Annotated in this window: 11 protein-coding genes; 1 reads left to right on the top strand and 10 read right to left on the bottom strand. The window is 36.2% G+C overall.

The features are described from left to right. Nucleotide 1 precedes the first annotated feature (1 nt). The 8 genes from AB3I72_RS02980 to AB3I72_RS02945 form a co-directional block, all read right to left on the bottom strand. Nucleotides 2–835, bottom strand: coding sequence for a glycosyltransferase (locus tag AB3I72_RS02980; RefSeq protein WP_086280175.1), 834 nt, complete (start codon nt 833–835; stop codon nt 2–4). Nucleotides 836–956: 121 nt separating this feature from the next. Further along, nucleotides 957–2,354 (bottom strand): sugar transferase, encoded by a 1,398-nt coding sequence (locus AB3I72_RS02975; protein WP_002356909.1) that lies wholly within the window; start codon nt 2,352–2,354, stop codon nt 957–959. Between the two features lie 105 nt (nt 2,355–2,459). After that, nucleotides 2,460–3,761 carry an EpaQ family protein gene (locus tag AB3I72_RS02970; protein ID WP_368023541.1) on the bottom strand — a complete coding sequence of 434 codons (1,302 nt, stop codon included), beginning with the start codon at nt 3,759–3,761 and terminating at the stop codon, nt 2,460–2,462. A gap of 28 nt (nt 3,762–3,789) precedes the next feature. Beyond that, complete coding sequence (locus AB3I72_RS02965; protein ID WP_368023540.1) at nt 3,790–5,793, bottom strand: hypothetical protein; 2,004 nt, start codon at nt 5,791–5,793, stop codon at nt 3,790–3,792. After that, the gene (locus AB3I72_RS02960; RefSeq protein WP_368023538.1) at nt 5,794–7,935 is read right to left on the bottom strand and encodes a glycosyltransferase family 2 protein; all 2,142 of its coding nucleotides are present in this window, start codon (nt 7,933–7,935) and stop codon (nt 5,794–5,796) included. Nucleotides 7,936–7,946: 11 nt separating this feature from the next. Continuing rightward, nucleotides 7,947–11,090 carry a glycosyltransferase gene (locus AB3I72_RS02955; RefSeq protein ID WP_368023537.1) on the bottom strand — a complete coding sequence of 1,048 codons (3,144 nt, stop codon included), beginning with the start codon at nt 11,088–11,090 and terminating at the stop codon, nt 7,947–7,949. Then, nucleotides 11,080–12,297 carry an ABC transporter ATP-binding protein gene (locus AB3I72_RS02950; protein ID WP_002356901.1) on the bottom strand — a complete coding sequence of 406 codons (1,218 nt, stop codon included), beginning with the start codon at nt 12,295–12,297 and terminating at the stop codon, nt 11,080–11,082. The genes AB3I72_RS02955 and AB3I72_RS02950 overlap by 11 nt, the downstream gene beginning before the upstream one ends. Before the next feature lie 12 nt (nt 12,298–12,309). Next, a complete protein-coding gene (locus AB3I72_RS02945; protein WP_002356900.1) occupies nt 12,310–13,104 on the bottom strand; it encodes an ABC transporter permease in 795 nt (264 codons plus the stop codon). 247 nt (nt 13,105–13,351) lie between these two features. Here AB3I72_RS02945 and AB3I72_RS02940 point away from each other — a divergent pair, with 247 nt between their 5' ends. Beyond that, entirely contained in the window at nt 13,352–13,693 is a 342-nt protein-coding gene (locus tag AB3I72_RS02940; protein ID WP_002356899.1) for an EamA family transporter, read from the top strand. Between the two features lie 73 nt (nt 13,694–13,766). Here the strand turns inward: AB3I72_RS02940 and AB3I72_RS02935 are convergent, their stop codons facing one another. Together AB3I72_RS02935 and AB3I72_RS02930 are read right to left on the bottom strand one after the other, a co-directional pair. After that, nucleotides 13,767–14,117, bottom strand: a complete 351-nt coding sequence (locus AB3I72_RS02935) for a DUF2304 domain-containing protein (RefSeq protein ID WP_002356898.1) — start codon at nt 14,115–14,117, stop codon at nt 13,767–13,769. Then, a complete protein-coding gene (locus tag AB3I72_RS02930; protein WP_002366952.1) occupies nt 14,117–14,842 on the bottom strand; it encodes a glycosyltransferase family 2 protein in 726 nt (241 codons plus the stop codon). Before AB3I72_RS02930 ends, AB3I72_RS02935 begins: the two co-directional genes overlap by 1 nt.

Raw genomic sequence — 14,842 nt, 5'->3', positions numbered from 1 at the left:
CTTAATCATTTTCTTTCCTTAAAAACTTCTCATAAAATTTACCTCGTAAAGTATTCGGCATCAAACTTACGACAACATGTGCACTGGAACTCACAAAAAAATCTTTAAAACTACCAAGTCCTGCTTGATAGATTGCTTTGCGTCCTTTTAGTCCTGACTTAAAATACTGCCAACCACCACGCCGTGCGTACATATCACTGCCTGTTCGAGCATAGACTAAATGTTCAGAAAGGTTCTGCGCTTTCTTTCCTTTTTTCAATAATCGTACCCATAAATAATAATCTTCAAATCCTGACATTGGCAGATAGTTACCGACCTCTAAAATGTCTGACTTCTTATACATGACAGTCATATGATTAAACGGGTTTCTTCTTTTGGAAAATTCACGAATAGCCTCATTAGAACTGGGAAGGTTACGATACCCCAAAATATTTTCTATGTTCCCTTCAAATTCGATAATGTTAGAACCGGTAATGACCAAGTTAGGATTTTTTTGAAATAATTGCCACTGCTTTTCAATCCGATCCATCTTCATAATATCATCTGCATCCATTCGTGCAATCAGTTCATTACGACAAGCTTTAACCCCTTCTGCCAACGCTTTACCTAAACCAACATTTTTTTCTAGAGGTAAAACATGAAGCACTTCTGGATACGTTTCTTTATATTTATCTACAATGACTGTCATTTCTTCAGTTACAGGACCATCTTCTACTAATACTATTTCATCGACTTTTACAGTTTGATTAAAAATACTGTCTAAACATGCAATAACATATTCAGGACGCTCCTTTATATAAATGGAAAGTAAGACACTTACTGGTACCTTTTCCATTTCTTCACCCCTATTTCTTTTTTCATCCACGCTTGTATATTTTTACATAGAATACCTGATTTTTCAAGCTTTGTTAGAAGTCTCTCTTTTTTTCAAAAAAAAAGAGAAGCCATAGCTCCTCTTAACGGTAAATTCTAATAGCATTCTCTTTACAATAATCCATCGTCAATTCTTCACGTTCTTCAGACTCATCCAATCCTCTTGATGATACTTTATCAAAGAGAATTTTGATGGTTTGAAGCAGAATTTTCATATCCAATAGTAATGAATAATTCTTGATGTACAGTAAATCAAAGTTCAATTTACTATTGTAGTCAGAAGCATACTTCCCATAAACTTGGGCATAGCCGGTAATCCCCGCACGTACATTGTGACGTAAATAGTAATTCGGGTTTTCCTGATTAAATTGATCAACAAAGAATGGTCGTTCAGGACGTGGTCCGACAATAGACATATCTCCGCGAATAACGTTGATTAGTTGTGGCAACTCATCAATACGTAAAGCGCGCAAGTATTTACCAACTGTAGTGACGCGACTGTCGTTACTTGTAGATAAGACTGGACCTGATTTTGCTTCCGCTGTTGCCGACATCGTTCTAAATTTTAAAATCGAGAACTCACGTTGATCTAATGTAATCCGAGTTTGTTTGTAAATCACTGGTCCCGGTGAGGTTGCTTTGACTAAAATTGCTGCAATAAGCATTAAGGGGGAGGTAATCACAAATAGGCAAACAGAGACTAAAATATCGAATAAACGTTTAATAAAATTCTCTTCTGGTTGGATTTCAAAATTTGAGACTTCGATAATACTTTCATCTTCAAAGTTCATCATGTTTGGTTTTAGCATAATTAGATTTTCAAAACTTGTATCTAAAAAGATTTTTTTCTTGTGTTTGACAATTAATTGATACAATTTTACTTTTTCGTTCTCATCAACATTACTTGAAATATAAACAATATCGATTTCATCGATAATTTTTTTTAAGTTTTCATAGTAATTGCTGACAACAACGCTCGTTACTTTATGCTTGTTATTTTTATCAGACATAAAGTTTTGAATTGACCGCATAACTTGATTTTCTTTACCTAGTAAAACAACTTTTCGCTCATTGCTGACCTTTAAGTAAAGATAATAAACAAGAATTCGCCAAAGACTTAGAACAATAATTCCGATTATAAAGGAATATCCTAAAACAGAACGCGGGAACGTAAACCAACGTCCGGCAAATGTCACAATCATAATCGTTAAAGTCATTAAAATTTGACCAATCACCGTGACAAAAATGATGTCACTAATTTTGCGATTATAAAAAATATACGCACCTAACAACAAATTCAAAAAGATAAAAAAGATTGAAATGTAAATTGCAGATTTTTCATAAGCCACAAAGTTAAATGAAGGAATTTCTCGGCCAAATTTCACCATAAACCCTAAGATGATTGATAAATTATAGAGCAAAACGTCTGCTAAAATAATTACAATTCGTCTTGCATTACTCCATTCACTTTTTGATGTCATTAAAAACTTCCTCTCTTCACTTCCAGTAATTACATTATTTGTAATAACATGCAACCCCTATATTACCATAATGTCAGCGGACAAGAAAGTTCTATAGGATGAAAATTATCTGCGATGTCTTTGGACACGACTTAATTCTTCAGGTTGGTCCCAGCCCTCTTCGTCAACAGGTGCTATCGGGCGCTCTTCATTGCTAACAGGACTTGTTTGTTTCATTCGTTTTCTTCTTTTAGGCGTCGTTGGTCTTTCATGTCTTCCTCGTTTTTTCTCTGGCCGGAAGTAGAAGGCTAGCCCAAGGAAACTATAAACAATCGGCATCCAATGAGGCGCTAATAAAATATCTTCCATAAATGAATGAATCCAGATTAAAAGGAAGCCTAAAAGTAAACTAACTTGCAAACGATCCAATGTTTTTTTGCGGAAACCAATCAATAAAATCATACTGACTAAAAAACCAAATAAAATCAGATAGCCGATGACACCAAAATTACTTAACGTAAATAGAAAAGCATTATGTGTCCCCAGCGGTTTCCATGAGGCCACAAAAGGCTCCATACCGACTTTAATATGTTGAGGATCAGATAACCATTTAGCAAAAAACTCATGCCAAATTCGTTCTCTTCCTGTAAATAAATCCACAGTATCCGATTCCGCACATAAGTAAAATAACAATGGTCCCAATGCAGCTACTCCGACAAAACCAAACAGCCAAACTTTCGAACGTTGCAAGAAACGTTTGGGTAAAAGATTATCCACCAGAATAAAACCAACTAAAATGGCAAAAGAGGTTTTTGATTGGCTGACCCATGTACCTAAAACACCACCAATGTATACAGGTAAAAGCAGCAGGTTAAAAACCTTGTTTCTGTATGCTTTGATCAAACTACTGGCCATCATTGTTGAAAACATCAACGTTGCACCAATCGTATTGGTATTAATCCAAATACTTTCTAGTTTATTTGATTCTTTAAAAATTTCGTCTGCTGGAATCAACTGAGGTAACTCCACGGACATCCGATACAAAGTCGCACTCAAAGCAACTAAAGAGACAATTAATAAAAGTGTTTGATCCAAACGATCAAAGACACAAACTTTAAAACAAAGGACCAACAAAATAATTAAAGGAATCATTGTATCTGTTTGCATCGTGCTATGACGGATTGATTCCGTAAAGTGAAACAAGAGCCAGGTGGCTAACGCCAACGCAACGGTTAGCCAGTCAATAAATTTTAATTTCGTACAATTTAATAGCAATACAAGTATTACTGCTATTAATAATAAAATTGAACTATTGGCATACATATATTTTGTGACTGGCGCATCAATTCCTACGACCCACATCGTATACGAGCCGATCATTGTAACTAATAAAATAAGTCGACCGATTCTATTCAATACTTTTCCCATATTCAAACCTCATTCCATGAATGAATCACTAGTCGTTTATTCGATAAATATATGCCCCGTTCTGATCAGGTCCATATAATTTTTCAAAATGAATCGTTGGTGTGTCTAACGGTTCTAATGGTTTATAAACGACCGCATATTTAATCCCATATTCTTTTAATTTTTCTGGAAATAAACGAGCAATAATCGCGTCTTTTTGCATCAACTCTAAAACAGGGGTCTGATTCCCTACTTCGACATTGATATGCGCATAGCGATTATAAATAAATGTGTCTTTTCCTTTTGGATCTAATGGTTTCCAAGCCTCTAAGTCAGGTGTAAAAGCGACACCGTTAAATGTATGCACGCCTAACATTGGCAAATAGCCATACATCAAGCGTTCGCCCACCCACAATTGGTTGGGGTCTTTTTTGTTAATTTCTTCCACTTCTACCGCTAATTTTTTTCCATAGACAGCAGAAACGCCACGAGAAATTGGATTTACAAAGGCTCCAGAAACCAGAATGATTCCTAATAAGACAAGGACAAATAACGTGCGCCAACGTTTAAATAAAGCAACAATTAAAACGGTAGCGACAACCAAGACACCAATGATGTCCATTCGTGTAACATATAACCGTAAATTGCCCGTATATAAAACAAAGAAATACAGAACAACATTTAATCCTAGCGCCCCTAACCAGGCCATCATTGGAATTTTTGCTTGACGATTCCATAAATAATCGATGAACCATAAACTCAACAACACAGCGGCAAACCCAAAGGATAACATCGCCCGTTGTTCTGGCACATAAGACCACAATGTCAACTTAGCAAAAATTGTTGGAAATTGCACGCTCATCCAAACTAAGTTAAATAAACAATACACGAATAAGACAAAACCGTAAATGTTTTCTTTGATTTTTTTATAAAAAATAAATGGTGAGAGCGGTAAAATAACAAAAAATAATTGATAAAAACTACTGATTTCCGAATTATTTGAATATGGAACATCTTGAAACGGCATTTTCCAATTTGTTAAAAATAACAAAATGTCGCGTTTAGGCATATCGCCACCTAAACTTACCCGTTTTCCTGGATAAGCGGTATCCATTACTGCTTTTAAGGAATCTAATGAGCCATATAGCGATCCGCCAACAATAATCGCCGTCATCAAGAGTGCCCCACCTATCAGGACCCCATCCCACTTATCCAACTTAATTTTTTTACGAAATTCTAAAAAGAATAAAATTAAAAATAATAAAATCAAATAACCAAGTGGTACTTGTAACGCAGGATAAATAACTAAAACAAATCCTGAGGCCATAATAACAGCCGTTATCGCACATATGACACGACGTCGAACACTACTATGATAATAGAAATAATTATAAATTCCCACTAAAAAACCTAAGCCAAAAAATACTAAATCTCCAACTGGCGAGACAAACCACCATTGAAGGGCCGAAGAAAACGGAATCCAAACACTTGCTAACAAAGCTAAATATTTATTCCGCCGTGTGACGATCAAACCAATTTCAAAAGAGAATAAAATCAAACCAATTAATTTAAGATTCCAATACCACGATAAGCCGTATTCTTTACCTAGTAGCACGTAGCCCCACGTAAAAGGTTTCGCTAACGTGGCCAAATTCCACGCTGGCGAATTATAGCCTACCACCATGTCTTGACCATTTAACGTAATCACATCATTATGTGTTTTCAAACCCGTTTGTGTTTGCGACAGACTAAATGGGGTTTGAACGAGCCATTCATCCGAACGAACACCTCTTGGTTCACCAGCAATTAATGAACTTTTTTGGCCATCCGCATATTCAGAAACATACGCATCCCACATGTTTAATGAACTACCATGGACTTTAAAGGCGACCAGTAAAATAAAAATGACTGCCGCTAGCAGATAGCGCCAGCGTAACAAATGATCAACCAAGCGAGCGCTCTGCTCAGCTTGGTTGCGTAATGGTTGTTTTTCTTTTCTTGTAGTTAGTTGTTGTTCCATCTTTTCGCTCCATTTCGTCATCCGCAATTGCATCTAGTCAATTCGTAATGAAAAGTTGGGAATATCCCTTGTCAGATTAGGATTATAAAATGGATCATTTTCAATTAAAGGTCCCCATTTTTCTTCCATCATCACTTTTTCTTGTTCAAAACGTTTTTTCTTTTTGCCTTTATCATCATATCCACGAGTTTGAGATTCAAAATGATAAAGCTCTGCTTCATGAAGCCAAACATTGTCACGTCCTAAAGCTTGGACTTTCAGGCATAAATCAACATCATTGAAAGCTACGGTAAACGCTTCTTCAAAACCACCAACTGCATCAAAATCTGCTTTTTTCATAAGTAAGCATGCGGCAGTTACTGCTGAATAATTAACATTAATAGCTAACCGACCAAAATAGCCTAAGTCACCATGGGGATAACCATAATGACCATGCCCAGCGACGCCACCTAATCCTAAAATAACGCCTGCGTGTTGGACCGTATTATTTGGATACAATAATTTCGCACCTACACAGCCAATCCGTTCTTGCTGAGCAAATGAAACCATCAAAGTTAACCAATTCTCTGTAATCACTTCGGTATCATTATTTAAAAATAACAAATACTCTCCGTGCGCTTTTTTCGCTGCACGATTGTTAATAGTTGAGAAATTGAATGGAATATCGATTGATTCAACGAAAAAGCGGCCAGGTAATTGTTGTTCAAATTCTGCATACAATTCGTACATTTTTGGATCTGTACTTCCATTGTCTGCCATAATAATCTCGTAATTTTGGTAGGTTGTTTTTTCAATAATCGATGAAACACAACGTTGTACGTCTTTATAGCCATTTTTAGTTGGAATAATAATTGAGACTAACTTTTCAGATTCAATGTCATAATAAACATCGTATAAGCCATTCGCCGCCCCGTGCGTTGCGTGACCATTAATTTCTCGACGAACGAGCGCATCTTGCACGGCTCTTAGCCCCGCTTCAAAAGCATAACCTTTTGAGCCCTGATCCACTGCTGTTGAGGTTGGCAGCATCCGCCAATAGTAAAGAACTTTTGGAATATGTTTGATGCGTTCTTTTGTCGTTTTTTCAGTAAATCTTAAAACTAAATCGTAGTCTTGAGAACCTTCGTAACCTTTTCGAAAGCCACCAATTTCTTCTAGAATACTCCGACGATACACGCCTAAATGCGAAATGTAATTGGTTCCTAAAAGTAAATCAGGTGACCAATCTGGTTTAAAGGCTGGATCAGAACGATTTCCATCCATGTCAATCTTATCTTCATCACTATAAATTAAATCCAGTTCTGGGTTTTCATTAAGCACTTTAACCACTTCATAAAAAGCATTGATCGCTAATTCATCATCGTTGTCTAGTAAGGCGACAAATTCTCCGGTAGCAATCGCTAAAGCAGAGTTGGTTGCTTCGGAAATATGACCATTTTGTTCACGAAAGACGACCCGAATTCGCTCATCCAATTGCTGGTACTCTGTTAAAATCTTTTTGACATTGGGATCTGTTGAGGCGTCATCGGCCATACATAATTCCCAATTAGTATAGACTTGATTCAAAATAGAATCAATGCACAACCGAAGCCATTTTTCTTCAACATTATACACTGGCATCGCAATGGAAATTTTAGGTTGATAATGAAATGTTGCGATTTCTTGCGTCATCGCTTCTATGTCTAGTACTTCATTTCTAGCTAACCAGTTAGGATACGAAGCTTGATTTCTTAGTTTCTCAATTTTCGCTCGTTGAATGGTATGAGAAATACCATTTTTAGCCATATACTTAAATCCTTTTTTGGCTTTTATCCAGAGACGAGTCACTTTATCTTCTGTCCCTGGAATCACTGGATATTTTTTATTCAAGGGAAAATCCACCGTTACAACATGTGCTGATGATTGAAAATGAAAAGGGAGTACTTTTTTTTGTTTAATTCCTTCAAGTGTAACAACAAAGCCAGCTTCAATCGCAGGCTCTGTTTGATAAATTTGATTAACATCTTCACGTAAAACGCGCTGAATGTTATAAGCGGACACTTGGTTTTCATTATTAATTGTGAAAGTTGGGCTTTCTTTAGTGATTGTATCCAACGCCCAACCTGTAATGGTTAAATTATTTGTTGTTTTGTCGCGATAGATACTATCAAAGATCACCTTAATGTCTTCATTCATGTGCATTCTCCTTATAGATGTTTCGGATTTCGGTAGGGATCAACTAAAGCTTCCGCGGTCCATTTTTCCGCAAGTTCTTTATAAGATCCTTTTTTATCATGGTTTTGCATTTTTTCGTCTGCTTTCAAAATTGCATAGGACACATATACATTTCGTTTACCAGCGCTAGCAAATTGTAACGATAAATCGACACCCATCCATTCTTTTCCTAAGTTTTCGTTAATTCCTTCTAAATTTAGGTAAAGTTGTTTGTTGAATAGTAAGCAGTCTTCAGTTGCTGCTTGAATATTTCTTGGTAAAGCAATTCTGTAATAGTAACCTAAGCTTTTACCAGGGGTGCCTTTTTCGGGATAAAGTAATCGACCTTTGTCTGTATCAACTGATACTCCTACTGTTTCCACACGATAGCGTGCGTCAACTACGCGGCCAGTCACTAAACCAGAGGTCTCTTGTTGACCAATGTTCATTAACTCTTTTAACCAATCATTTTTCGTTGGTACCAATCCAGCATTTAATAAAGCTACATATTCTCCCTTAGCAGCTTGAATCATGCCATGACGAGTTTCTGTTGAAACATAACGAAGACGGTCATTTTGGATATTTATTTGATTCTCGAAGCGTGCAGGCAATAGAATTTCATAATTTGTATAGGCAGTTTTTTCTAATAATTGACGTAAGTAGCTACTCATATTCTCTGTATCATTCGTAATAATCAATGATACCATCGGCACATGATCATAAAGATAGTTAATTTTATAGGAACCATAAAATTCGGCAATCTCTACTTGTGCTTTTAAGCCACGGCGTTCCGTTGCCGCTTGGACCGCTTTTTGACCAGCTACATAGGCGTAACCTTTGCTTTCAGGGTTTAGAGCAGTCGATGATTCAATGGCACGCCAATGATACATCATACCAGGAATATGCTTGATTTTCGTTGCTTGTTCCGTTGCTCGTAATACGAAATCATAGTCTTGAGCGCCGTTATATGCTGAGTTCAGTCCGCCTACTTTTTCTAATAAATCACGTTTCACAACAACAAAGTGTGTAATGTAATTATGGTTTAAAATCAGTTCTGGATTCCAGTCCGATTTGTAAAACGCGTTGAAGCGACGACCATTTTCTGTAATTTTATCTTCATCAGTATAAAGAAAATCAATCGTTGGGTCTGTATTTAAAGCTTTGACCACTTCATATAATGCTTGTGGCGCTAATTCATCATCGTTATCCATGAAACCAACAAAATCGCCAGTAGCAATCGACAAAGCTGAGTTAGTTGCTTCTGAAATATGTCCGTTTTCTTCGCGATAAATAACTTTGATTCGTTGATCTAGTTCTTTATATTTTTCTAGCATGGGCTTAATATGTTCGCTTGGCGATGCATCATCTGCTAAACATAACTCCCAATTTTCATAGTACTGATTTTGTAAAGAAGAGACACATGCTGCAAGCCATTTTTCTTCGACATTATAAACAGGCACAGCGACAGAAATTTTAGGCTGAAATTGGAACGTTTTAATTTCCGCTAGAACTGCCTCCACGTCAACAGGGGCTTCTGCTTTTTCTTGTCGTTTAAAGTACCACTTCACTGAGCCCATGAAGCCACGTGTCTGAATCGAACGCCATGCTCGATCAAATTTCGTGCCCGGTTGAACCATGTTTGGACGCTCCACCACGTATTGAACCTTCTGGCCTGATTTGGTATCAATGTTTAACGTGTAGGCTGGTAAATCTTCTGGATCTTTAATCGTAATGACAAAACCATAATCTTGATCGCCTTCTAATTCAAACATATCAATAACATCCCGACGATATTCTGTTTCCACCGTATAAGTGACTGATTCACTAGCTTCTGCAATGCTGAATCTTAGCGGATAATTTGTTTGTTTGTCATACGCCCACCCTCTGATAACAGAAACGTTATTTTCTACATCGCGAGCAATATCATCAATGGTTAAATTAATCATTTTATCAAATTTAGTTAACGTGATTCGTTTATATTTTCCAGTAGGCATAGGGGCAGTCTCCGTCTGTTTATTCATTTCTTCTAAAAATTGATTTCTTTCATCTAACAGTGCATGAATAAAGGTATTTTCACGTTCTGAATAGTTGCCTTCAAAGAAATAATCAATGTCTACTGTCAGGTCTTTGCCTGCCATTTGTGCATCGGTTACTTCGATTACAGGTACTTGCGTATCTAAGAAATAATAGACATTCTCTTGTACCAGAAAAGCATTCGTGGCTGCGACTGGGACTGTCTGGCCGTCTATCGTCATGGATAATTTGACAATTGCCCCCGTTAAACTTGGGAATAATTTTATCAGTTGGACGTCTTCTGGTATCTTCAGTTGGAACTGTTTTGTTTCAGGTTTTTGTAAATCAACCGGTTGATCCAACTCAGTCTCTTTTTCTTCGCCGCAATTAATTAAAATATGAACGTTTTTTTCATTGTATGAATTTACAGGTGTCACTCGCTCTGGCTGTTCTACTGGTTCAGCAGTCAAGGCAAAAAAGTACTGATACACTTCGCCAAAGGGACGCGCTTTAAAAGCTGCTTGTACTTCTACAGGTAACGCTTCATACGTCGTAGGAATTTCGTTGTAGCCAACTTGATTAAATGTAAAATCTTCTTTGGCAATGTATAAACCAACTTCTGCAAAAACTTTTTCAAATCCTTCTTGTAAATAGAATGATTTATGCGTAGCATCCAACAGCCCAGTTTCATTCCACGTTAAACGATTATTAAATAAATCAATTAAGACAGAATTATGCGCCAAATTAGGGAAAGTGATTAAGATTTGACCGCCTGGTTTTAAAAACGGTTTGACTTTTGCTAAGGCGCTTTGAGGATTCATTAAATGTTCCAACACATCTGCAAAAACGATATAATCAAACGTCTTACCAGCAAAGTATTCGACCCAATCATTTTCATCAATATTGCCATAAAAGGCATCTGTTGAAAATTGACTGACATGATCATAAAGTTCTTTGTCTAATTCAACAATTGAGACCTGGCACTTTTTTTCTTCCATCAAATAGCTAGTCATCCGCCCATTACCTGGACCAAATTCCAAGACATCACTATTTTCTTTGATTTGTGCTACGATTTTCCCAACACTGGTACTCTCGTCTGTTTCCATTTCAAAATCATACTTCATCTTTTGTCGTATCCTTCCATTTATGATCTAAGATGACAATTCCTTCTCCGGCATAACGACCGGTAATAAACATCGTCACGTATTTTGTTTTGTAGACTAATGGTACCGTTGCATGTTCCTCAAAGAAAGCAATATCAAAATAATATTCACCTGTTAATAATGACATTTTTTCATATTCTAAATAAAAAACATTCCGTCCTTTTTTCCAAGGAATTTGCACGCCATCTAACAACGTATTTAAGCCACAGACATAATGATTGTCCACTGTTCGAATAGCGACCCCACAAACAGGCTTCTTAATTTGGTCATTTTTGACAGTATATTCAATTTTTACAATCACTTTTTCATCTTGCGTTACCATTTCTAATGGTTCATAATCCGCATTTAAAAGTTCCGCATGATCCACCTCAATAATATCTGGTGTTGGGGTTTCATCTTTCATGGTCGCTTCGCGGTCAACTGTTTTAATTGATTTCTTTTTCAAAAAGTTTTCGTAATTGGTCGTCACGTCCATCGTATCTCCATATTCAACGACTTTCCCGTGTTGCAACCAAAAAGTTCTATCACAAAAACGGCGGATGGAGTTTACATCGTGAGAAACAAATAAAATTGTTTTACCAGAATTTTTAATTTCCGTAAATTTTTCCATACATTTTAATTGAAACTCTAAATCCCCGACAGCCAACGCTTCATCGACAATTAAAATATCGGGATCCACGTTAATAGCTACCGCAAAAGCCAAGCGGACAAACATACCACTAGAGTATGTCTTAACTGGTTGATACAAATGATCGCCGATGTCAGCAAAATCAATGACATCTTGGACACGCTCTTCCATCTCTTCTCGGGAAAAACCCAAGACCATTCCATTTAAGAAAATATTTTCATATCCTGAATATTCAGGGTTAAAACCTGAACCTAATTCAAGCAACGCTGAAATTTTCCCATTAATCACCATGGACCCGGAGGTTGGTGTCAGTACTCCTGTAATAATTTTTAACATGGTTGATTTCCCAGAGCCATTTTCGCCGACAAAGCCAATCATCTCGCCTTTTTTAATTTGCATCGTGACATCGTCTAACGCATAAAACAAATCGTGGTAGGATTTTTTGGTTGGACTAAGCGCTTCTTTAAACCGATCGGACGGCTTTTTATACATGTTGTATGTTTTGGTAATATGTTGGATATCGATTGCATATTCTGACATGTCGTTCTCTCCTTATAGTACATCTGAAAAATGTGGTTTTAAGCGTCTAAACACGGTTGAGCCAATTAATAGTAAAACAATAGTAACTCCCCAGAAATATAAGCTATATTGCCAATGTTCCCAGAACCATGCACCGCCTAAATAAGATTCGCGGTATCCTTGAACAATATAATATAATGGATTGATTTTTAAGATTGTCGCAATCATTCCAGTTGGTTGCCATAAAATTGGCAATGTCCACATAACTGTTTGCATAATGATATTGATAAATTGCATAATATCAGGTAAAAATGGTTGTGTTGAAGCAGTAATCCACGTAATTGCTGTTAAAAAGACTAATAAACAAGCTAAGTAGTAAATTAATTGCAAACTGTACAGACTTGGGTAATAACCGTTAGCTGTAGTAATTACAAAACCAATTAGAATGAAAAACAAGTGGGTGTACAAGTTCGATAAAATTTTAGACGTTGGTAAAATTTGTACATTAAACACGACTTTTTTAACTAAATAACTATATTCACGAAACACATTCGTGGCTGATAATAACGAATCTGAAAAGAAGAACCAAGGTACCATCCCTGTTACTAAATAGACAATGAATGGCATATTGTCGCCAGCTCTAGAACGAAGGCCTACAGAAAAGACAAACCAATACGTCAAAACAGTTACTAATGGCGTTAAAAATGCCCAGACAATTCCTAGTGCTGAACCAGCATACTTGGCCTTAAAATCATTAAATGAAAATTGTAATAACAATTTTTTGTTCTGAAAAATATTCTTGAAAATTGAAAATGTTTCTTTAAACATATACTTATTCCTTCCGTAATAAACTATTTTTAACTAAAATTTTTGGATACAAAAATGCCATTTTAAACAACATTTCTATTTTATCGATAAACGCCTAGCTTTTCAATAGTAGACCCCTTTTTATAAAGAAAAATTTAACTGATTTCGCTATATTAAAAAATCTTGTCCAATTTTTAGGAGATTATGCTACAATAATGGAGGTCTTGCATTTTTTTGCACGGAAACTATTTTTGAGAGAAGGGAAATTATGGTTCTTTTTATTATTTACGTATTTCTGTCTTCTGCTGGTCTGGTCTTATTTAAACTAGGTTCTAGCAGTTTGAACATCCAACTCCAACAAACAATCTTTTCAATGAATATCTCACTTATATCTTTATTAGGTTTATTTTGTTATTTAATTAGTTTTATTTTATGGATGTTAATTATTAGTCGTTCCGATGTTTCTTACATTGTTCCTTTAGGCGTTGCCTGTACAAACATCGCTATTTTAATTGCTTCAAATCTGATTCTAAAAGAGACGATCACAACGAATGCCCTTATTGGTGCTGTGGTTATTATTGTCGGCATTGTGATTATGAATCTTAAATAAAAAAGATCGCTATTCATTGAGCTGACCCTTAAATATTAGACTTTCAGGTCCAACTTTTAAGGGTCACTACACATTAGCGATCTTTTTTATTTTCTTCAGATTTCATGATAGATAATTCTTGCAATAATGTTTTAATGCGATTTTCGTGTTTTGAAATCAACACAGAATTTTTAATTTCCATGATTAACAGGACAATCACCGCAGCTGATAATAAGAAGTTTGATGTTGTTTCAAACCCAAAGGCCATTGCTAACCATTCTGCCACATGCGGGAAAATAGCAAAAATAATTAAGACAATTGAGATTAATAACCAAATCAAAGCATTTTTTAGGAGAAAAATATTTTTATTAATCCCTCGAATAATGTATAAGAAAAAGCCAATTGCAAATAAAAATAAAGCTAGCCATAACACGGTTGGTAGCATTAATCTCCCTCCTTCATAAAGGCAGCAATCAGAATTGCTGAGCCGACTTCCAGCATATACTTCACAGAAGCCAATGCACGAATCGAAGAAACACCACCAAGCCGTTCCATCATATTGACAGGTCTTTCAACAATCACAAAGCGTTTTTTAATTAAGTGAACAATCGATTCTGGCTCAGGATAATTTGTCGGATAACGCTTTGCAAAAAAAGCAATCACTTTCCGATTTCCTGCTCGATACCCCGAAGTCACATCATAAATTGTTTTACCAGAAGCCATTCGAATGCAAAAAGATAACAAACGAATACCAAAACGGCGCATTTTCGTACTTTGAAAAGCCGCTTCGTTTCCAGGAATGAAACGAGAGCCAATCGAAAAATCACATTTACCCTCTGCTAATGGTTCCAGTAAAATAGGTAGACTATTGATATCATGTTGACCATCGCCATCAAACTGAACCGCCACATCATACTCATTTTCTAAGGCATATTTATAGCCGGTCTGTACCGCCCCGCCAATACCTAAATTCAACACTAAATGAATGGCATTAATTTGGTTGGCTTCTAAAATTTGTTTGGTTCCATCTGTCGAGCCATCATTAATTACCACATAATCCAATTCATGTTGAAAATGCGTAACTTCCTGTTTAAATGTTTCAATGGAAGCAATCGTCCGCAAAATGTTTTCTTCCTCATTGTAAGCAGGAATGATTAAAAGTACCTTCAT

The sequence above is a fragment of the Enterococcus sp. GC34 genome (assembly GCF_040886645.1).
In the GTDB taxonomy this organism is placed as follows: Bacteria; Bacillota; Bacilli; order Lactobacillales; family Enterococcaceae; genus Enterococcus; species Enterococcus faecalis.
The sequence above is the reverse complement of the archived record's forward strand: the minus strand, read 5'-3'. Positions and strand labels throughout refer to the sequence as shown.

Coding starts and splice junctions, on each gene's coding strand:
- AB3I72_RS02980 (WP_086280175.1), bottom strand. CDS start 835: ATGGAAAAGGTACCAGTAAGTGTCTTACTTTCCATTTATATAAAGGAG.
- AB3I72_RS02975 (WP_002356909.1), bottom strand. CDS start 2,354: ATGACATCAAAAAGTGAATGGAGTAATGCAAGACGAATTGTAATTATT.
- AB3I72_RS02970 (WP_368023541.1), bottom strand. CDS start 3,761: ATGGGAAAAGTATTGAATAGAATCGGTCGACTTATTTTATTAGTTACA.
- AB3I72_RS02965 (WP_368023540.1), bottom strand. CDS start 5,793: ATGCAATTGCGGATGACGAAATGGAGCGAAAAGATGGAACAACAACTA.
- AB3I72_RS02960 (WP_368023538.1), bottom strand. CDS start 7,935: ATGAATGAAGACATTAAGGTGATCTTTGATAGTATCTATCGCGACAAA.
- AB3I72_RS02955 (WP_368023537.1), bottom strand. CDS start 11,090: ATGAAGTATGATTTTGAAATGGAAACAGACGAGAGTACCAGTGTTGGG.
- AB3I72_RS02950 (WP_002356901.1), bottom strand. CDS start 12,297: ATGTCAGAATATGCAATCGATATCCAACATATTACCAAAACATACAAC.
- AB3I72_RS02945 (WP_002356900.1), bottom strand. CDS start 13,104: ATGTTTAAAGAAACATTTTCAATTTTCAAGAATATTTTTCAGAACAAA.
- AB3I72_RS02940 (WP_002356899.1), top strand. CDS start 13,352: ATGGTTCTTTTTATTATTTACGTATTTCTGTCTTCTGCTGGTCTGGTC.
- AB3I72_RS02935 (WP_002356898.1), bottom strand. CDS start 14,117: ATGCTACCAACCGTGTTATGGCTAGCTTTATTTTTATTTGCAATTGGC.
- AB3I72_RS02930 (WP_002366952.1), bottom strand. CDS start 14,842: ATGAAGGTACTTTTAATCATTCCTGCTTACAATGAGGAAGAAAACATT.